The 19254-nt window shown below is 70.3% G+C and carries 22 protein-coding genes; 17 read left to right on the forward strand and 5 right to left on the reverse strand.

The features are described 5' to 3' along the window. Positions 1-228: 228 nt before the first annotated feature. Positions 229-2205: a transcription termination factor Rho gene (gene rho / locus L1857_RS09330; protein WP_249464860.1), complete on the forward strand. Its 1977-nt coding sequence runs from the start codon at positions 229-231 to the stop codon at positions 2203-2205. Between the two features lie 63 nt (positions 2206-2268). On the opposite strand, the gene L1857_RS09335 is transcribed toward rho, so the two are convergent. Continuing rightward, the gene (locus tag L1857_RS09335; RefSeq protein WP_094006592.1) at positions 2269-2763 is read right to left on the reverse strand and encodes a CHAP domain-containing protein; all 495 of its coding nucleotides are present in this window, start codon (positions 2761-2763) and stop codon (positions 2269-2271) included. A 219-nt stretch (positions 2764-2982) separates the two neighbouring features. Between L1857_RS09335 and rpmE the strand changes: the two genes are divergently transcribed. Together rpmE and prfA are read left to right on the forward strand one after the other, a co-directional pair. Beyond that, a complete protein-coding gene (rpmE, locus tag L1857_RS09340) occupies positions 2983-3213 on the forward strand; it encodes a 50S ribosomal protein L31 (protein ID WP_017987296.1) in 231 nt (76 codons plus the stop codon). Between the two features lie 79 nt (positions 3214-3292). Then, positions 3293-4363 (forward strand): peptide chain release factor 1, encoded by a 1071-nt coding sequence (gene prfA / locus L1857_RS09345; protein WP_191247696.1) that lies wholly within the window; start codon positions 3293-3295, stop codon positions 4361-4363. On the opposite strand, the gene L1857_RS09350 is transcribed toward prfA, so the two are convergent. After that, positions 4357-5094 carry an alpha/beta fold hydrolase gene (locus L1857_RS09350; protein WP_116112682.1) on the reverse strand — a complete coding sequence of 246 codons (738 nt, stop codon included), beginning with the start codon at positions 5092-5094 and terminating at the stop codon, positions 4357-4359. The genes prfA and L1857_RS09350 overlap by 7 nt on opposite strands. A gap of 58 nt (positions 5095-5152) precedes the next feature. Here L1857_RS09350 and L1857_RS09355 point away from each other — a divergent pair, with 58 nt between their 5' ends. The 14 genes from L1857_RS09355 (at position 5153) to L1857_RS09420 (ending at position 16641) form a co-directional block, all read left to right on the forward strand. Next, on the forward strand, positions 5153-5500 hold the full coding sequence (locus tag L1857_RS09355; protein ID WP_116112686.1) for a MerR family transcriptional regulator: 348 nt from the start codon (positions 5153-5155) through the stop codon (positions 5498-5500). A gap of 22 nt (positions 5501-5522) precedes the next feature. Then, positions 5523-6386, forward strand: coding sequence for a peptide chain release factor N(5)-glutamine methyltransferase (gene prmC, locus L1857_RS09360; RefSeq protein ID WP_094006588.1), 864 nt, complete (start codon positions 5523-5525; stop codon positions 6384-6386). Positions 6387-6498: 112 nt separating this feature from the next. Next, on the forward strand, positions 6499-7149 hold the full coding sequence (locus tag L1857_RS09365) for an L-threonylcarbamoyladenylate synthase (RefSeq protein WP_116112689.1): 651 nt from the start codon (positions 6499-6501) through the stop codon (positions 7147-7149). Continuing rightward, positions 7149-8309 (forward strand): glycosyltransferase family 4 protein, encoded by a 1161-nt coding sequence (locus L1857_RS09370; protein ID WP_094006586.1) that lies wholly within the window; start codon positions 7149-7151, stop codon positions 8307-8309. Before L1857_RS09365 ends, L1857_RS09370 begins: the two co-directional genes overlap by 1 nt. Beyond that, positions 8306-8737, forward strand: coding sequence for a Cg1360 family ATP-synthase-associated protein (locus tag L1857_RS09375; RefSeq protein WP_116112695.1), 432 nt, complete (start codon positions 8306-8308; stop codon positions 8735-8737). The genes L1857_RS09370 and L1857_RS09375 overlap by 4 nt, the downstream gene beginning before the upstream one ends. A 370-nt stretch (positions 8738-9107) precedes the next feature. Further along, positions 9108-9890, forward strand: a complete 783-nt coding sequence (gene atpB, locus L1857_RS09380) for a F0F1 ATP synthase subunit A (protein WP_205413346.1) — start codon at positions 9108-9110, stop codon at positions 9888-9890. Between the two features lie 63 nt (positions 9891-9953). Beyond that, a complete protein-coding gene (locus L1857_RS09385) occupies positions 9954-10211 on the forward strand; it encodes an ATP synthase subunit c family protein (protein ID WP_020417788.1) in 258 nt (85 codons plus the stop codon). A 29-nt stretch (positions 10212-10240) separates the two neighbouring features. Further along, on the forward strand, positions 10241-10792 hold the full coding sequence (locus tag L1857_RS09390; protein WP_094006583.1) for a F0F1 ATP synthase subunit B: 552 nt from the start codon (positions 10241-10243) through the stop codon (positions 10790-10792). 11 nt (positions 10793-10803) lie between these two features. Continuing rightward, positions 10804-11622, forward strand: a complete 819-nt coding sequence (locus L1857_RS09395) for a F0F1 ATP synthase subunit delta (protein WP_167481472.1) — start codon at positions 10804-10806, stop codon at positions 11620-11622. Between the two features lie 49 nt (positions 11623-11671). Next, positions 11672-13315, forward strand: coding sequence for a F0F1 ATP synthase subunit alpha (atpA, locus tag L1857_RS09400; RefSeq protein WP_094006581.1), 1644 nt, complete (start codon positions 11672-11674; stop codon positions 13313-13315). 11 nt (positions 13316-13326) lie between these two features. Continuing rightward, the gene (locus L1857_RS09405) at positions 13327-14277 is read left to right on the forward strand and encodes a F0F1 ATP synthase subunit gamma (protein WP_094006580.1); all 951 of its coding nucleotides are present in this window, start codon (positions 13327-13329) and stop codon (positions 14275-14277) included. Then, positions 14278-15702, forward strand: a complete 1425-nt coding sequence (atpD, locus tag L1857_RS09410) for a F0F1 ATP synthase subunit beta (RefSeq protein ID WP_094006579.1) — start codon at positions 14278-14280, stop codon at positions 15700-15702. A gap of 114 nt (positions 15703-15816) precedes the next feature. Continuing rightward, positions 15817-16182, forward strand: coding sequence for a F0F1 ATP synthase subunit epsilon (locus tag L1857_RS09415; protein ID WP_094006578.1), 366 nt, complete (start codon positions 15817-15819; stop codon positions 16180-16182). 24 nt (positions 16183-16206) lie between these two features. Beyond that, positions 16207-16641 carry a DUF2550 domain-containing protein gene (locus tag L1857_RS09420; RefSeq protein ID WP_094006577.1) on the forward strand — a complete coding sequence of 145 codons (435 nt, stop codon included), beginning with the start codon at positions 16207-16209 and terminating at the stop codon, positions 16639-16641. A gap of 1 nt (position 16642) precedes the next feature. Here L1857_RS09420 and L1857_RS09425 read toward each other — a convergent pair whose 3' ends face one another. The 3 genes from L1857_RS09425 to L1857_RS09435 form a co-directional block, all read right to left on the reverse strand. Continuing rightward, positions 16643-17089 carry a protein-tyrosine phosphatase family protein gene (locus L1857_RS09425; RefSeq protein ID WP_116112701.1) on the reverse strand — a complete coding sequence of 149 codons (447 nt, stop codon included), beginning with the start codon at positions 17087-17089 and terminating at the stop codon, positions 16643-16645. Positions 17090-17159: 70 nt separating this feature from the next. Beyond that, the gene (locus L1857_RS09430; RefSeq protein WP_094006575.1) at positions 17160-17732 is read right to left on the reverse strand and encodes a cob(I)yrinic acid a,c-diamide adenosyltransferase; all 573 of its coding nucleotides are present in this window, start codon (positions 17730-17732) and stop codon (positions 17160-17162) included. 10 nt (positions 17733-17742) lie between these two features. Continuing rightward, positions 17743-19248 carry a M16 family metallopeptidase gene (locus tag L1857_RS09435; protein WP_249464863.1) on the reverse strand — a complete coding sequence of 502 codons (1506 nt, stop codon included), beginning with the start codon at positions 19246-19248 and terminating at the stop codon, positions 17743-17745. Positions 19249-19254 lie beyond the last annotated feature (6 nt).

Here is a 19254-nt window from a genome sequence, read left to right on the forward strand (position 1 = left end):
TAGCTGGTGCAGGGATTGACCTAGGCGGGTTTCCGGTAGCTACGGTGACACGAATTCGGCGCGTTCCACCAGGAACACGCGAGAACCCCGTGTGGCGGCCCGGCCGCTGTGACCCGCGTGTCCCGGCCGGGGAAGCCACACCGGGCAGGAGCAGACCGTTCCGCGATCGGACGCGGGCGGTAGTCCGCTGATCCACCTGGAGGCGTGGATCGGTCAGGAAGGACATGTGTGAGCAACACCGATCTTTTGAGCGGCGACGTGGCGGCCGCCGCGACGAACGCTGAGCCAGGGGAGAGCAACGGCACCGCCGCGCCGAAGCGCCGCAGTGGCGGCCTGTCCGGCATGGTGATCGCCGACCTGCGGGAACTCGCCACCCAGCTGGGCATCGGCGACACCAAGGGGATGCGCAAGGGCGACCTGATCGCCGCGATCCGCGAGCGCCAGGGCAAGGCCCCGCGCAAGCGCGCCGCCGACGAGACCCTGCCCCTTGACGGCATCGCCGCGAAGGTGGAGGCTCCTGCCCAGGCCGAGTCTGCCCAGACCGAGTCTGCGCAGACCAAGCCCGCCGAGAAGGCGCCCCGGCAGGCCGAGGCGCCGGCCGAGAAGCCCGCTCCGGTGGTGGAGAAGGCCGACAAGCCCGCTCCGGCCGACAAGCCCGGGAACGGCGCCGAGGCGCCCCAGCAGGCCGAGGACGGCCCGCGGCGCGAGGGCGGCGCCCGCCGTCGCCGTGGCGCGAACCGCGCCGCAGGCAGCCCGGACAACCGCGGCGGCAACGACAACCGCGGCGGCAACGACCAGCGCGAGCAGCGCGGCGGCAACGACCAGCAGCGCGGTGGCGACCAGTCCCAGCAGGGCGGTGGCGACCAGCGCAGGCAGAACAACCGGGACTCCGGCTCCGGTGGCGGCCAGTCCAAGCAGAACGCGGGCGGCGGCCAGAACTCCGGTGGCGGCCAGAACAACGCGGACGACGACGAGGGCGGCCGTCGCGGCCGCCGGTTCCGGGACCGCCGCCGCCGCGGTGGCAACCGGGGTGAGGGCGGCGCGGACACCGAGATCCGCGAGGACGACGTGCTGCTGCCGGTCGCCGGCATCCTCGACGTCCTGGACAACTACGCGTTCGTGCGCACCTCGGGCTACCTGCCCGGGCCGAACGACGTGTACGTGTCGCTGTCGCTGGTCCGCAAGCACGGCCTGCGCCGCGGTGACGCCATCACCGGTGTGGTCAAGCAGCCGCGCGAGGGCGAGCAGCAGCGCCAGAAGTTCAACCCGCTGGTGCGCGTCGACAGCGTCAACGGCCTGGACCCGGAGGAGGCCAAGCGCCGCCCCGAGTTCACCAAGCTGACCCCGCTCTACCCCAACGAGCGGCTGCGCCTGGAGACCGAACCGCACAAGCTGACCACCCGCGTGATCGACCTGGTCATGCCGGTCGGCAAGGGGCAGCGCGCCCTGATCGTGTCGCCGCCGAAGGCGGGCAAGACCACGATCATGCAGGACATCGCGAACGCGATCACCACGAACAACCCCGAGTGCCACCTGATGGTCGTCCTCGTCGACGAGCGTCCGGAAGAGGTCACCGACATGCAGCGGTCGGTGAAGGGCGAGGTCATCGCCTCGACCTTCGACCGCCCGCCGTCGGACCACACCTCGGTGGCCGAGCTGTCCATCGAGCGCGCCAAGCGCCTGGTGGAGATGGGCATGGACGTGGTGGTCCTGCTCGACTCGATCACCCGTCTGGGCCGCGCCTACAACCTGGCGGCCCCGGCGTCCGGCCGGATCCTCTCCGGTGGTGTCGACTCGACCGCGTTGTTCCCGCCGAAGCGCTTCCTCGGCGCGGCGCGCAACATCGAGAACGGCGGCTCGCTGACGATCTTCGCCACGGCGATGGTCGAGACCGGGTCCACCGGTGACACGGTGATCTTCGAGGAATTCAAGGGCACCGGCAACGCCGAGCTCAAGCTCGACCGCAAGATCGCCGAGCGGCGCGTCTTCCCGGCGGTGGACGTCAACCCGTCCGGCACCCGCAAGGAGGAGCTGCTGCTCTCGCCGGACGAGCTGGCGGTCACGCACAAGCTGCACCGGGTCCTGCACGCGCTGGACTCGCAGCAGGCCATCGACCTGCTGCTGTCCCGCCTGCGCAAGACCAAGACCAACATCGAGTTCCTGATGCAGGTCAGCAAGACGGCTCTGGCGTCCGACGACGACTAGTCGTTCGTAGCCGGCGAAACGGCCACCCTCCCCGCCGGGAAGGGTGGCCGTTTTCGCGTCGTCCTAGCGGTGCGGGACCGCCGCCGGGGTCCAGCCGCGGTAGTTGCTGTAGTAGCTGTAGCCGCCTTGGGCCTTGGTGACGTGCCCGATCTTGCCGCCGACGCTGGTCGCGTAGAAGCCGCCGGCGCCGTCGGAGATGCCGACGTGGCCGTAGGGCGAGGCGATGTTCCAGTAGACGAACGCGCCCAGCGGCGGGTTGCGGTCACCGGCGTGCTTGGGGCTGGCGCCGTTCCAGTGCGCGTTGGCCGAGGCCCACACCCCGGTGGTGCCGTAGGCGTTCTCCACGGCCTTCTCGCAGTAGCCCTGGTAGGCGGTGCTGCCGATGCGGGCCTTGAACCAGGCGACCGCGCCGGACGGGGTGCCGTCACCGGCGGCGAGGATCGAAACGTCGCTGCTGGGGGCTTCGGCGAGGGTGGCGGCCTGGCTCGTGAGCGGGACCACCGTGAGCGCGGCGGCCGCGAGGGCGGCGACGGCGACGGATTTGATGCTGCGGGACATCGGCTCCTCCTCACCCGGCGGGTCCGGGTCTCGGGCGAGAGCCTCCCGCGCGCCCGTACAAAACCCGTACACGTCCCGTACCCGGAATATGCGCCGCCCGGGGGCGTTGACCTGCATGTCAGCGCGTCTGGCAGAATCAATCCGCTAACGTCCGGCTCCGGTTCACCCCACGTGTCGAAGAACGCCGCGGGGACCCGGCGGCCACCGAGAGAGGACTCCATGAAGAGCGGTATCCACCCCGAGTACGTGCCCACCACGGTCACCTGTGGTTGCGGCAACACCTTCACCACCCGCAGCACCAAGACCTCCGGTGCCATCACGGTCGAAATCTGCTCGAACTGCCACCCCTTCTACACCGGCAAGCAGAAGATCATGGACACCGGCGGCCGGGTGGCGCGCTTCGAGGCGCGCTACGGCAAGCGGGCCGGCAAGAAGGCCGACGCCAAGTAGCTTCACCACCGGCGCCCACTCCCGACCACCGGGGGTGGGCGCCGCTTTTGTGTCACCGGAACGAGAGGAAGGTGCGGTCGTGGATTCGTCCTCCCTGCACGGGCTGCTCGACGAGTACGCCGAGCTGGAGAAGCAGCTGGCGGATCCGGCCGTGCACGCCGACCAGGGCCGGGCGCGCAAACTCGGCCGCCGCTACGCCGAGCTGAGCCCGATCGTCAAGGTCATCAACGAGCTGGACCAGGCCCGGGACGACCTCGGCACGGCGCGCGAGCTGGCCGACGAGGACTCCACGTTCGCCGCCGAGGCCGAGGAGATCGCCGCGCGCATCCCGCAGCTGGAGTCCCGGCTGACGGAGCTGCTGCTGCCGCGCGACCCGTACGACGGCTCGGACGTGCTGATGGAGATCAAGTCCGGTGAGGGCGGCGAGGAGTCCGCCCTGTTCGCCGGCGACCTGCTGCGCATGTACCTGCGCTACGCGGAGCGGCACGGCTGGAAGGCCGAGGTGCTCGACGCGGTGCACTCCGACCTGGGCGGCTACAAGGACGTCACAGTCGCGGTGAAGAGCAAGGGAACGGATGCCGACGGGGTCTGGGCGCGGCTGAAGTTCGAGGGTGGCGTGCACCGCGTGCAGCGCGTCCCGGCGACCGAGTCACAGGGCCGGATCCACACCTCCGCCGCGGGCGTCCTGATCTACCCGGAGCCGGAGGAGGTCGAGGTCGAGATCGACCCGAACGACCTGCGCATCGACGTGTTCCGGTCGTCCGGCCCCGGCGGGCAGAGCGTCAACACCACCGACTCGGCCGTGCGGGTGACCCACCTGCCCACCGGGATCGTCGTGTCCTGCCAGAACGAGAAGTCGCAGATCCAGAACCGCGCCCGCGCCATCCAGGTGCTGCAGGCGCGGCTGCAGGCCATGGCGGAGGAAGAGGCCGCCGCCAAGGCCGCCGACGCCCGCAAGTCGCAGGTCCGCACGGTCGACCGCTCCGAGCGGGTGCGCACCTACAACTTCCCGGAGAACCGGATCTCCGACCACCGGGTGAACTACAAGGCGTACAACCTGGACCAGGTCCTCGACGGCGACCTCGACGCCGTGCTGGACGCGCTGGCCGCCGCCGACCGCGAGGAGCGGCTGGCCTCGGCCGGTCAGTGACGGAACTCCCGGATCCGGGCGAGCCACTCGTCGCGGGCCTCGGCCTGCATCGAGTGGCCGCTCGCGATCTCCACGTACTCGGCCCCGGGGATTCCCTCGGCGAGGTCGCGCTGCACGTCGATCGGCACCAGGACGTCCTGGCGGGTGCCGATGACGCGTGTCGGCACGGTGACGCGGCCCAGCTCGGCGGTGGTGTCCACCGAGGCCACGAGGTCGACCAGCTCCGCCGTGCCATCCGGCACGACCACGCCGGCCACCGCTTCCTCGAGTTCGCGCGGCGTCAGGGCGTTCAGGAACTGCCCGCCGACCCCGGCGAAGGTCACGTACTTCGCCAGCAGCTCCTCGTTCCCGAGGTCGAGCAGCTCGCGCCACACCGCGAGGGCGAGCCGCATCTGGTTGGACGGCCGGGCGAACCCGGCGGTCAGCACCAGCCCGGTCACCCGCTCCGGGTGACGCGTGACGGCGCGCACCGCGACGGCCGTGCCCAGCGAGTAGCCGAGGATCGTGAAGCGCTCCACGCCGGCGTCCACCGCCGTCTGCACCAGGGCATCGGCCAGTCCGTCCAGCGACGGCCGGTCCGCCACCGGGTAGTCCCGGCCGACCACGGTGTGCGTCTGGGCGAGGTCGTCCAGGATGGGCCCGAAGTTCGCGTGGACGCTGCCGCCGGCGCCGTGGGCGAGCAGCAGGCCGGGACCGGATCCGCGGACGACGGGTGCGAAATGTTCGGTCATGCCGCGACGTTAGGTTTTGACATCGGTGTGAAGGTCAACGTCGAGTGAGCGAGGTCGCATGCGGATCGGGGAGCTGGCCGCCCGGACCGGCGTGAGCCAGCGGTTGCTGCGGTACTACGAGGAGCAGGAGCTGCTCTCCACGAAGCGGGACACCAACGGCTACCGGGTCTACGACGACGACGCGGTGATCACGGTGCGGCAGATCCGCGCCCTGCTGGCCGCGGGGTTGTCGACGTGCGTGATCCGGAAGCTGTTGCCGTGCGCGCGGGGGGAGAAGCCGGAGCTGGAGATGTGCCCCGAAGTGGTGAGCACGCTCCGTGAGCAGCTGGACGCCCTGGACGAGCGCATCGACGATCTGCGGCAGACGCGCGGTGCGCTCGCGGCATACGTCCCCACCGCCGGCTGACGGCTGTGGAAAAGTTGGGAGCGTGAAGCGGCAACCGTTGCGACTGGCGATCCTCGAGGCGATGCGCATCCTGGAGGAGGCGGGCGTGGCGTCTCCGCGCGCCGACGCCGAGCTGATCGCCGCCCACGTGCTGGGTGTCGAGCGCGGTCGCCTGCCGCTGGTGCCGCTCGTCGACCCGCCGGTGGTGGAGGCGATCGGCAAGCTGGTCGCCCAGCGCGCGAAGCGGGTGCCGCTGCAGCACCTCACCGGGTGGGCCGGGTTCGCCGGGATCACGCTGGACGTCGGCCCCGGGGTGTTCATCCCGCGGCCGGAGACGGAGCTGCTGGTCGAGTGGGGGTTGCGGCACATCCACGGGCGCGAGTACCCGGTGGTGGTGGACCTGTGCACCGGGTCGGGGGCGCTGGCGCTGGCGATCGCGCACGAGCGGCCGGACGCGGTGGTGTACGCCGTGGACATCGACCCGAACGCGCTGGCGTGGGCGCGGCACAACGCGGACAAGCAGGCGGCGGCGGGGGACACCCCGATCCGCCTGTACTCCGGGGACGTCGGCGACAACACCATCTTCGCGGAGCTGGACGGCCTGGTGGACCTGGTGGTGTGCAACCCGCCGTACGTCCCCCCGGGCGGCGACCTGCCGCCCGAGGTGGTCGACTTCGACCCGCCGCAAGCGGTCTTCGCCCCCGACGGCGGCCTGGCGGTGGTCCGGCAAGCCGTGGCGACCGCCTGCAGGCTCCTCAAGCCCGGCGGCGGACTGGCCATCGAACACGACGACACACACGGCTCGGCCGCCCCGGCGCTGGTGGCGTCGCGGAAGGTGCTGACGGAGGTCCAGGACCACCGCGACCTCGCCGGACGCCCCCGTTTCGTGACAGCACTACGCGGCTGAACCCCAGCGCGGCCCCCTCCTGACTCGGGTCGTCCTCACTGCGCCACGACGGCCGGAGCGTGACCGCCACCCGCAACCGAGCCGTTACACGCTTCGGAATAGTCTTCACCCCATGAGCGCGGTGTACGACTGCAGCCGTCCGGAGACGCGGGCCGAGGGGCTGGCCGCGGCGGCGAGCGCGGTCCGTTCGGGGCGGCTGGTCGTGCTGCCCACGGACACGGTGTACGGCATCGGGGCGGACGCGTTCGACTCGGCCGCCGTGCGCGCGCTGCTGCGGGCGAAGAACCGCGGTCCCGACCTGCCCGTCGGCGTCCTGGTCGGTTCCTGGTCCACAATAGACGGTCTGGTCCTCGGGGTGCCGCCGCAGGCACGCGCCCTCATCGAGGCATTCTGGCCCGGTGATCTGTCCATTGTGCTCTCGCACGCGCCGAGCCTGCGCTGGGACCTGGGCACCACCCGCGGCACCGTCATGCTGCGGATGCCGCTGCACCCGGTCGCGCTGGAGCTGCTGCGAGAGGTCGGCCCGATGGCCGTCTCCAGCGCCAACGTCGCCGGACGGCCCCCGGCCGCCGACGCGGACGAGGCGCGGGACCAGCTCGGCGAGTCCGTCTCGGTCTACCTCGACGCCGGGCCCAGCCGGGAGGCGCTGCCCTCGTCCGTCGTCGACCTGACCGGGGACGAGCCCGTCCTGCTGCGGGCCGGCGCAGTGAGCGCCGAAGCGGTGAGCGAGGTGCTCGGCGCACCGGTGAAGACCGCGGCCTGATGACCCCCGTAACCACCGCCGGCCTCCCGATCCGGGAGTACATCCTCGTCGGCCTGATCGCCGCGACCCTGACGTTCCTGCTCACCGGCGTCATCCGGCGCCTGGCGATCCGCCTCGGCGCGATCGCCAACCCGCGCGCCCGCGACGTGCACGTCATCCCGATCCCGCGGATGGGTGGCGTCGGCATGTACCTGGGCGTCGTCGGCGGCATGGCGATGGCCCACCAGCTGCCGGTGCTGCGCCGCGCGTTCGACTTCTCCCTCGACCCGGTCGGCGTTCTGATCGGCGGCGGCGTCATCGTGCTCATCGGCGCGCTGGACGACCGCTTCGAGATCGACGCCTGGACCAAGCTCGCCGGCCAGGTCATGTGCGCCGGCATCCTGGTCATCTTCGGCGTGCAGTGGAACGTCTTCTGGGTGCCCTGGGGCGGCAACGGCGACGCGCTCGGCTCGGTCGTCACCCTGGACAACAACCAGGGCGGGCTGCTGATGGTGCTGCTCGTGGTGGTGCTGGTCAACGCGCTGAACTTCGTCGACGGGCTGGACGGCCTGGCCGCCGGGCTGGGCTTCATCGCCGCGGCCGCGACCTGCGCGTTCTCGCTCGGCCTGCTCAACTCGCAGGGCGGCGACGTCGGCGTCTACCCGCCCGCGCTGATCGCCGCCACGCTGGCCGGCGCGTGCCTGGGCTTCCTGCCGCACAACTTCCAGCCCGCGAAGATCTTCATGGGCGACTCCGGCTCGATGATGATCGGCCTGATGCTGGCCGGCGCCACCACCTCGGCCTCCGGGAAGATCAACTACACCCGGTTCGGCGGCTCCGACGCGCTGGCGCTGCTGTCGCCGCTGCTGGTCGTCGTCGCGGTGCTGTTCCTGCCGGTCCTCGACCTGCTGATGGCCGTCATCCGGCGCACCCGGCGCGGCGAGAGCCCGTTCGCGGCGGACAAGATGCACCTGCACCACCGCCTGCTGGAGATCGGCCACTCGCAGCGCCGCGCGGTGCTGCTGATCTACCTGTGGGCGGGCCTGCTCGGCTTCGGCGCGGTCTCGGTGACGCTGTTCGACACGACGGCGGTACTCTGGATTGTCGGCGCGGGCCTCGTCCTCGCCGCGATCGTGTCCGTCATTCCGCGCCTGAGGTCGCGGAACCAGGGAGTGTCATGACCGACAAGACCGAGAACCCGCACGCGCAGTCGGTGCTCAAGCTGGCCGACGCGATGCTGCGCTTCGCGCTGTGGCCGGGGCTGGCCACGGTGGTGATCGGCGTGGTCGTCTCGACGATCCTGTCCGGGGTCCCCGGACTGCTCGGGTCGCTGGTCGGCGGCGCCATCGCGTTCGCGTCGTCCCTGGTCACGCTGTTCATGATGCGCAAGTCGGCCGCGCTGGACCCGTTCATGGTGATGGCGGTGGCGATCGGCGGCTACATCCTCAAGGTGCTGGTCCTGTTCGGCGTCATGACCGCCCTCAAGGGCGTGGACTCCTTCAACCGGTACGCGCTCGCGTTCACCACGCTCGCGGTGATCCTGGTGTGGGCGGCGGCGGAGTTCCTGGCCTTCCGCAAGACCAAGATCCCGACGATCATCCCGGGCTGACCTCCCGCAGGTCAGCGCCGGATTCCGGCGATCACGCGGCGGGTGGGGACTCAATTAGGAGTACGCCCGTACGGTGTCGATTTACCGGCTGGTATCGTCCGGATCGTGGAGGTGGGCTCCGGGCCGCGCTCCCGATGTGGAACCCCGACCGGCAACGTGGCGATCGAGACGGATGGCCCCTGAGCCGGGTGGGCCGATTCTGCCGTCGGAGATCGTAGTACCGAAACCCCCAAGTGGCTGAAAGTACACGCGGTGTTCACTCAGGGGATCCGCCTCCAACCACCCGAAACGTATCGGGTACGTTAAGTCCAGATCGTGACGATTCCCCCGGCGGAGTGAACGCCGGCCGGGAGAACCGGAAGGAGCCCAGTTGGGCGCGCTGGTATTGGCCGAGGGCGACACGTTCGCGCCCCCGGGTGCCGGAGACTTCGACCTGCCGCCGATCTTCCTCGGCGTCACCAAGCCGATGATCCTCGTCGTGCTGTCGGTGATCATCATCGCGGCCTTCTTCCTGCTGACCTCGCGCAAGCTGAAGGTCGTGCCGGGCAAGGCGCAGTTCGCCGCGGAGTACGTCTACGACTTCGCGCGCAACGGGATCGCGCGTGAGCAGATCGGGTCGAAGGACTTCAAGCCGTTCATCCCGCTGGTGCTGACGCTGTTCAGCTTCGTGCTGATCAACAACCTGTTCGGGATCATCCCGATCGTCCAGTTCCCGACGTTCTCGCACATCGGTTTCCCGATCGCGCTGTCGCTGCTGGTGGTCTACCCGGTGTACCACTACGTCGGGTTCAAGCGGCACGGCTTCGTGGGCTACCTCAAGCACGCGACCGTCCCGCCGGGTGCGCCCGGCCCGATCTACATCCTGCTGACGCCGATCGAGTTCCTGCAGAAGTTCGTCCTCAACCCGCTCACGCTGGCGGTCCGGGTGTTCGCCGCGATGTTCGCCGGCCACCTGATCCTGCTGGTGTTCACGCTCGCGGGTGAGTTCCTGCTGCTCCACGCGGGCGGGGTCTTCAAGCCCATCTCGCTGGTCTCGTGGGCGTTCGCCATCCTGATGACCTTCGTGGAAGCGCTGATCCAGGTGATCCAGGCGTATGTGTTCGCCGTTCTCTCGGCGAACTACATCGGCGCCGCGCTCGCCGAAGACCACTAGAAGAAAACGAACCGAAAAGCCCCCGATCCGCGTGGTAGCGGACCGAGTGAAAGGGAAACGCAAGTGAGCAACATCGTTCTTGCCCAGGCCGCCGAGACCGCTGTCAACCTCAACCCGGGTCTCGCCGCCATCGGCTACGGTCTGGGCGCGATCGGCCCGGGCATCGGTGTGGGTCTGATCTGGGCCGCCGTCATCAACGGCACCGCCCGTCAGCCGGAGGCCCAGGGCAAGCTCATGGGTATCGCCTGGACCACCTTCGTGCTTACCGAGGTGCTCGCCCTGATCGGTCTGGTCGTCTACTTCATCGCCTCCGCCGCCTGAGTTAACCGCTCACCGCTGAAGGAGTCGTTGTGGTGAAGACCCAGATCGTGCTGGCTGCGGAAGCGCCGAACCCGGTGCTGCCGCACCTCAGCGAGATCATCCTCGGCCTGGTGGCCTTCCTGATCCTGCTGTGGCTGCTCAAGAAGTTCGCCGTGCCCCGCTTCGAGAAGATGTACGAGGAGCGCACGGCGGCCATCGAGGGTGGCATCGCCAAGGCGGAGAAGGCGCAGGCCGAAGCCGAAGAGGCGCTCGCGAAGTACCAGGCACAGCTCAAGGACGCCTACTCCGAGGCCGCCAAGATCCGCGACGACGCTCGCCTCGAGGCGGAGCGGATCAAGGAGGAGCTGCGGGCCGAGGCCCAGGACGAGGCCGCCCGGATCATCGCCCAGGGCCACGCCGCGCTGCAGGCCCAGAAGGCACAGATCGTCACGGAGCTGCGCAACGAGCTGGGCCGCAACTCGATCGAGCTGGCGAGCCGGATCGTCGGGGAGCACCTCGAGGACGAGGTCCGTCGCCGTGGCACGGTCGACCGGTTCCTCGCCGAGCTCGGCAGCAGCGCCGGTAACGGAGCAGGAAAGTAGCCCAGATGACGCTGACGCTGCACGCCGCGAGCCGCGAAGCGCTCGCCTCCGCCGAGACCCGGCTCGCCGAGGTCACCGGCGAGGCCGGCGCCGACCCGGCCGCTCTCGGCAACGAACTGCTGGCCGTGGTCGACCTGCTCGGCAGGGAGATCGGCCTGCGCCGTGCGGTCGCCGACGCCTCGTCCGACCCGGGCGCCCGCACCCGGCTGGTCCGCTCGGTGCTGGCCGGCAAGGTGTCCGAGCAGACCCTGCGCGTGCTCGACGCCGTGGTCGCGGCACGCTGGTCCAGCCCGCGGGAACTGCTCGACGGGACGGAGTCGCTCGGCCGGCACGCGCTGCTGACCAGTGCGGAAAAGGCCGGGAAGCTGGACGCCGTCGAGGACCAGTTGTTCCGGATCGCCCGTATCGTGGGAAGCAACCCGGAGCTGGAGCAGACGCTGTCCGACCAGACGGCACCCGGTGACGCGAAGCGCAGGCTGCTGCGCGACCTGCTGCAGGGCAAGGTGGACGACATCACCCTGGCCCTGGCCGAGCAGGTCGTCGGCCGGTCGGCGGGTCGCAGCGTCGGGATCAAGCTGGACGAGCTGGTCCAGCTGGCCGCGGAGCGCCGCGAGCGCTCGGTCGCGTACGTCACGAGCGCGAGCGAGCTGTCCGCGGAGCAGCGGGAGCGGCTGGCCGAGCAGCTGCGCCGGATCTACGGGCGGCCGATCGGGCTGCACGTCGAGATCGACGCCCGCCTCGGTGGCGGGCTCGTCGTCCGGGTGGGCGACGAGGTCATCGACGGCAGCACCGCCGGCCGGATCGCCGAGCTGCGCAGGCAGCTGGCCTGACACCACACAAGACTTTGCACACCTGCAGGAACGAGAGAGCGGGAACGACATGGCGGAGCTGACGATCTCCTCGGACGAGATCCGTAGCGCGATCGAGAACTACGTCTCGAGTTACTCACCCGAAGTCAACCGGGAAGAGGTCGGCGTCGTCGTGGACACCGGCGACGGCGTTGCCCACGTCGAGGGTCTGCCCTCGACCATGGCCAACGAGCTGCTGGAGTTCCCCGGCGGCATCCTCGGTGTGGCGCAGAACCTGGAGCCGCGCCGGATCGGTGTCGTCATCCTCGGTAACTACGAGAAGATCGAAGAGGGTCAGGAGGTCAAGCGCACCGGCCAGATCCTCTCGATCCCGGTCGGCGAGGCCTTCCTGGGCCGCGTCATCGACCCGCTCGGCAAGCCGATCGACGGCCTCGGCGACATCGTGGCCGAGGACCGGCGCGCGCTGGAGCTGCAGGCCGCCTCGGTCGTGCAGCGCCAGCCGGTGTCCGAGCCGCTGCAGACCGGCATCACCGCGATCGACGCGATGACCCCGATCGGCCGCGGCCAGCGCCAGCTGATCATCGGTGACCGCAAGACCGGCAAGACCGCGGTCTGCGTCGACACGATCATCAACCAGAAGGCCAACTGGGCGACCGGCGACCCGAACAAGCAGGTCCGCTGCATCTACGTCGCGATCGGCCAGAAGGGCTCCACCATCGCCGGTGTCCGCAAGTCCCTGGAGGACGCGGGCGCGCTGGAGTACACCACCATCGTCGCGGCCCCCGCGTCGGACTCCGCCGGCTTCAAGTGGCTGGCCCCCTACACCGGTTCGGCGCTCGGCCAGCACTGGATGTACCAGGGCAAGCACGTCCTGATCGTGTTCGACGACCTGTCCAAGCAGGCCGACGCCTACCGCGCGCTGTCGCTGCTGCTGCGCCGCCCGCCGGGCCGCGAGGCGTTCCCCGGCGACGTCTTCTACTTGCACTCCCGGCTGCTCGAGCGCTGCGCGAAGCTGTCGGACGAGCTGGGTGGTGGCTCGCTGACCGGTCTGCCGGTCATCGAGACCAAGGCCAACGACATCTCGGCCTACATCCCCACCAACGTCATCTCGATCACCGACGGGCAGTGCTTCTTCCAGTCCGACCTGTTCAACTCGGGTCAGCGCCCCGCGGTCGACGTGACCACCTCGGTTTCCCGGGTCGGTGGTGACGCGCAGATCAAGGCGATGAAGACGGTGTCCGGTTCGCTGCGGATCGACCTGTCCCAGTACCAGGAGCTGCAGGCGTTCGCCGCCTTCGCTTCCGACCTGGACCCGACCTCGCGTGCCCAGCTGGACCGCGGTGCCCGCCTGTACGAGGTGCTCAAGCAGCCCCAGTACTCGCCGATCCCGGTCGAGCAGCAGGTCATCACCGTGTACCTGGGCACCAAGGGTCACTTCGACGACGTGCCGGTGGAGGACGTGGCGCGGTTCAACTCCGAGCTGCTGGAGAACATCCGCCACAAGCACGACGACATCCTCGCCGAGATCCGCGACAAGGGTAAGTGGACCGACGAGCTCGCCGAGCGCGTCGCCGCCGCCACCGCCGAGTTCAAGAAGGGCTTCACCACCTCTTCGGGTGAGCAGCTCGTGAACGAGGCCGAGGCCGAGGCGATGGACGCCGACAAGGTCGGGCAGGAGACCGTCAAGGTCAACAAGCCCGCCCCGACGAAGTGACCGGATAGCTCATGGCGCAACTTCGCGAGCTCCGGGCAAAGATCCGGGCGACGAAATCGATCGGCAAGATCACCAAGGCGATGGAACTGATCGCCACCTCGCGGATCGGCCGTGCCCAGGCACGGGTCGAGGCTTCGCGCCCGTACGCCGAGGAGATCACCAAGGTGCTCTCCGCCCTGGCGAGCGGGGCCGCGAGCCTCGACGACCCGTTCCTCGTCGAGCGGCCCAACCCGAAGCGGGCGGCCGTGCTGGTGGTGACCAGTGACAAGGGCCTGTGCGGTGGTTACAACACCAACGTGCTGCGGGCCACCGAGGAGCTGCTCTCGCTGCTGCGCTCGGAGGGCAAGGAGCCCCAGGTCTACGTCATCGGCGGCAAGGGCCTGAACTACTACCGGTTCCGCAACCGCGAGGTCGTCGACAGCTGGACCGGGTTCTCCGACCAGCCGCACTACGAGAACGCCGCCGCCGCGGGCGAGACGCTGACCAAGGCGTTCCTCGCCGGTGCGGACGACGACGCGAACGGCCCGGGCGAGGACGGCATCCTGGGCGTGGACGAGGTGCACATCGTGTACACCGAGTTCAAGTCGATGCTGACCCAGACCCCGGTCGCCAGGCGGATGGCGCCGCTCGAGGTCGAGTACGTGGAAGACGGCGCGGAGGGCACCGCTCAGTCCGGCGAGATCCTCCCGGCGTACGAGTTCGAGCCCAGCGCGGACCGGCTGCTGTCGGCCCTGCTGCCGAAGTACATCAACACGCGGATCTTTTCGGCTCTGCTCGAGTCGGCCGCTTCCGAGCTGGCCGCCCGGCGCACCGCCATGAAGTCGGCGTCGGACAACGCCAGCGAGCTGGTGGAGACCTACACCCGGCTGGCCAACCAGGCGCGACAGGCCCAGATCACGCAGGAGATCAGCGAAATCGTCGGTGGGGCCGATGCGCTCGCCGCTGTAGGAAGTGATGAGTAGATGACCACCACTGAAACCCGGACCAAGGGCCGGATCGTCTCGGTGACCGGCCCGGTCGTCGACGTGGAGTTCCCGCGCGGCGCCGTGCCCGAGCTGTTCAACGCGCTGAAGGTCGAGGTCGAGTTCGAGCAGCTGCGCAAGACGGTCACCCTCGAGGTCGCGCAGCACCTCGGCGACAACCTCGTTCGCACGATCTCGCTCGCCCCTCAGGACGGTCTCGTCCGCGGCGCCGAGGTGATCAACACCGGCGCGCCGATCTCGGTGCCGGTCGGCGACGAGGTCAAGGGCCACGTCTACAACGCGCTGGGCGACTGCCTCGACCAGCCGGGCTACGGCGCGGACCTGGAGCGCTGGAGCATCCACCGCAAGCCGCCGGCCTTCGACCAGCTCGAGGGCAAGACCCAGATGCTGGAGACCGGCCTCAAGGTCATCGACCTGCTCACCCCGTACGTGCAGGGTGGCAAGATCGGCCTGTTCGGCGGTGCCGGCGTGGGCAAGACGGTGCTGATCAAGGAGATGATCACCCGCGTCGCCAAGAACTTCGGTGGCACCTCGGTGTTCGCCGGCGTCGGCGAGCGCACCCGTGAGGGCACCGACCTGTTCCTGGAGATGAGCGAGGACGGCGTCATCAACGACACCGCGCTCGTCTTCGGCCAGATGGACGAGCCGCCGGGCACCCGTATGCGGGTCGCGCTGTCCGCGCTGACGATGGCGGAGTACTTCCGCGACGTCAAGAACCAGGACGTGCTGCTGTTCATCGACAACATCTTCCGGTTCACCCAGGCCGGTTCCGAGGTCTCGACCCTGCTGGGCCGCATGCCCTCGGCCGTGGGTTACCAGCCGACGCTGGCCGACGAGATGGGTGAGCTGCAGGAGCGGATCACCTCGACCAAGGGCCGTTCGATCACCTCGATGCAGGCGATCTACGTGCCGGCGGACGACTACACCGACCCGGCCCCGGCCACCACGTTCGCCCACCTGGACGCCACCACCGAGCTGTCGCGGTCGGTGTTCCAGAAGGGCATCTTCCCGGCCGTGGACCCGCTGGCCTCCACCTCGACGATCCTCGACCCGGCCATCGTCGGCGAGGACCACTACCGGGTGGCGTCCGAGGTCATCCGGATCCTGCAGAAGTACAAGGAGCTGCAGGACATCATCGCCATCCTCGGTATGGACGAGCTGTCCGAAGAGGACAAGCTGACCGTGCAGCGGGCCCGCCGCATCGAGCGGTTCCTGTCGCAGAACATGCTGGTCGCCGAGACCTTCACCGGCCAGCCGGGCTCGACCGTGCCGCGCGCGGAGACCGTCGAGGCGTTCGACAAGATCACCAAGGGTGAGTTCGACCACTACCCGGAGCAGGCGTTCCTGGGCATCGGTGGCCTCGAGGACCTCGAGAAGAAGTACAAGGAACTCACCGGCAAGTGATGTCGGGACGACGGCGGGGCGGGTGTCCTTTAAGGACTCTCACCCCGCCGTTGTCGTAACCGGTCGCGAACCTATTAGACTGCGCTCATCGGCGCGGGAACGAAGGAGAACCACGTGGCTGAGATGACCGTCGAGCTTGTCGCCGTCGAGCGCCGTCTCTGGTCCGGCCAGGCGACGTTCGTGGTCGCGCAGACCACTGAGGGTGAGATCGGCCTGATGCCGGGTCACGAACCGGTACTCGGTCAGCTCGTCGAGGGTGGGGTCGTCAAGGTGACGACCACGGACGGTGAGACCGTCCGCGCCGCGGTCCACGGTGGCTTCCTGTCCGTGACCGCCGAGCGGGTGAGCGTGCTCGCCGAGACCGCGGAGCTGGCCGACGAGATCGACGTCGAGGCCGCCCGGTCCGCGCTGAGCGCCGAGGACGAGGCGGAGCGCGCCAGAGCGACCGCCCGGCTCCGCGCGGCCGGTCAGTCGGTCTGATCCGGCGACGAGCAGGAGCCGGCCGTGGAAATCACCCTCGTTGTCCTGGTCGTCCTGCTCGGTCTTGCCGTCGTCGCGTTCTGGTACAGCTTCCGCTGGGGGCGGATGCGTCGCCAGGGCGGGGTGAGCGTCGCGTTGCGGTGGGATCCGGACAACGCGCGCGCCGGCTGGCACCTGGGCCTGGGGCGTTACGAGGGTGAGGTGTTCGCCTGGTACCGGGTGTGGAGCCTGCGCACCGGCCCGGACCGGGTGTTCGAACGCGAGACGTTGATGATCGCCGACCGCCGCGATCCGATCGGCACCGAGGCCTACGCGGTGCCCTCGGACGCGACGGTCCTGCGCTGCGAGTCAGCGGTCCAGGAGCCCATCGAGATCGCGATGGGGCCGGACGCGCTGACCGGTTTCCTGTCCTGGCTGGAGTCCGCTCCGCCGGGACGCCAGGTGCCGAGAGCTTCCTGATTCAGCCTGGGGTGAACCGGCGCACCCAGCGGCGTTGCCCCGGCGTTTCGACCGCCCGGGGGTGGTGGTGCTGCCGTGTCCAGGCGACGGCCTCGGCGGGGTCGACGCCGCTCAGAACGGCGAGGCAGGCGATGACCGTGCCGGTCCGCCCGACCCCGCCGGCACAGGCGACCTCGACCGCTTCCCCGGCGCGCGCCCGCTCGTGCAGGGCGCGGATCTCCCGGACGGCGGCGTCCTCGTCGCGGGGCAGCCGGAAGTCCGGCCAGTCCAGCCAGGTGTGCGGCCACCCGAGGCCGGCGTCGTGCTCGCGACGCAGCCGCGCGGAGCCCAGGTAGAGGCCGAATCGGGGCGCGGGGCCGGTGGGCTGGGGGCGGCGCAGGCCGCGCCCGCGGACCCAGGACCCGTCCGGCAGCCGGATGCTTCCCGGCAGCGGTGTGTTGTCGCTCATGGCACGAACCTAGATCGCCGCGCGGGTGGCGGGTATGAGGATGTCCGCATGCTGGCCCGGGGTGAACCGATCAGGCCTCGCCGCCGGGTTTCCACAGCACGTCGCCCTCGGGGTTGGCCAGCCGGGCCAGGATGAAGAGCAGGTCGGACAGCCGGTTGAGGTACTTGACCGCCAGCGTGTTCGTCCGGTCCGGGTCGGCCTCCACCAGCGCCCACCCCGCCCGCTCGGCCCGGCGGCTCACCGTGCGCGCCTGGTGCAGGAACGCCGCGCCCGGGGTGCCGCCCGGCAGGATGAACGACGTCAGCTTCGGCAGGCGCTCGTTGAACGCGTCGCACCAGCCCTCCAGCCGTTCGATGTAGGCCTCGGTGATGCGCAGCGGGGGGAACTCCGGATCGGGCACCACCGGCGAGCACAGGTCCGCCCCGACGTCGAACAGGTCGTTCTGCACGCGGCGCAGCACCACCGCGATCTCCTCGTCGAGACCGCCCATCGCGAGCGCCAGCCCGACCACCGAGTTCGTCTCGTCGACGTCGGCGTAGGCGGCCAGCCGCGGGTCGGTCTTCGGCACGCGCGAGCCGTCCCCGAGCGCGGTCGTGCCGTTGTCGCCGACCCTGGTGTACACGCGGTTGATCCGTACCGGCATACCGAGCACCTTACGACTGCTCGAACAGCCGCATGGCCTCCGGAGCCTCGAAACACACCGCGGAATCGATTCGCGCCCGCAGGTCCCGCACCAGCGCCCGGCCGCCGCGCCAGTCGCCGGGGCGCACGGTGATCGCCCCGCCGTGCGTGCCGAACAGGTGCAGGATCGGCAGCTGCCCGTCGGTGTGCTCGATGCCGACCCCGGCGAGGTCGTCGAAGCGCACGACGGCCGCGGGCGACGGGTTCTGCCCGAAGTACGTGGACAGACCCTCCTCGCCCACCACGAGCCGGTAGCCGCGCGGCGCGGTCGACCCGACCAGCGCCCGCTTCATCTCCCGCCCCGGCGGCGCGGGCAGCGGGCTGCCGGGCAGTTCCGGCAGGTCCCGCGGCACGTGCTGCTCCGGCGCGCACAGCACCAGCCGCCCGGCCAGGTCCCGCGCGGCCGCCGCGACCGCCGCCGGATCGAGCCCGGCCAGCACCCGCTGCTGGTGCTCGGCCGCCGACGGCCACCCGGTCAGCTCGCTCATCGCCGCGTCGAACGCCCGGTAGACGGCGAAGTCCCGCTCGGCGACCTCCTCGGCGAGCCCGGCCCGGTCGACCGCCAGCTCCTCCTCGGTCGGTCCGCCGCGGCCCAGCTCGGCCAGCTCGGTGCGGATCGCGTCGACGACCCGGGCGGCCTGCTTGTCCGGCACGTCGGTGCCGAACCCCAGGACGGCGTGTCGGGCGTCCACCATCTGGTGGTCGAAGGCGATGTCGTAGACCAGGCCCTCGAGGTGCCGCAACCGGTCGGTGAGCCGGTGGATGAGGACCCCGGCCGCGCACGCGGTCTCCGCGGTCCAGTCGACCAGCGCGCAGCCCACCACGCCGTTGGGGATGCTCGTCTGCGCGGGGGTGGGCAGGTCGAACGGCTCGGCGGTCACCGGCTGCCGCGGCGGGCCGTCGGGCAGGGGGAGCGTCAGACCGGCCGGGGGAGGGCCGGACAGCACGAGCGCGGCGTTGCCGCGGTGGAACCAGCGCGCACACCACTCACGCGCCTGCTGCGGACCGGCGTGGACGGCGGCGAGCTGGACGTTGCCGGCCAGGCCGAACGCGCGGTTGCCGAACCACAGCGCGGACGGCAGCCACGCGGTCACGCCGGGACCCTCGTTGCCGCGCTCCTCGGCCAGCAGCACGCCCCGCTCCAGCCGCAGCGGCCCGGTGTCCAGGTCCGCCAGGGACTCGCACACGCGCCGCAGGTGCTCCGCGACGGTCTCCGGGGTGCTGGTGACGTCGAAACTGGTGTGCAGGACCTCGGTCGAGGCGTTGTTCTCGTAGCGGCTCGTGCGCACCCGCCGCATGGCCAGGTGCTCGACGAGGTGCGTGATCCCCGTCTCCAGGAACGACTCGTGGGCGAGGCCGACCCCGAACAGCAGGCTCGCGCTGAGCCGGCCGGGCTGGTCGGTCCAGAAGACCGGCACGCCGTCGATCTCCGCCCGGTGCACCTCGGGCAGGGACGGCGGCGCCGGTGGGGTCAACATTTCGCT

The organism is Amycolatopsis thermalba (genome assembly GCF_023376025.1).
Classification (GTDB): domain Bacteria; phylum Actinomycetota; class Actinomycetes; order Mycobacteriales; family Pseudonocardiaceae; genus Amycolatopsis_E; species Amycolatopsis_E thermalba.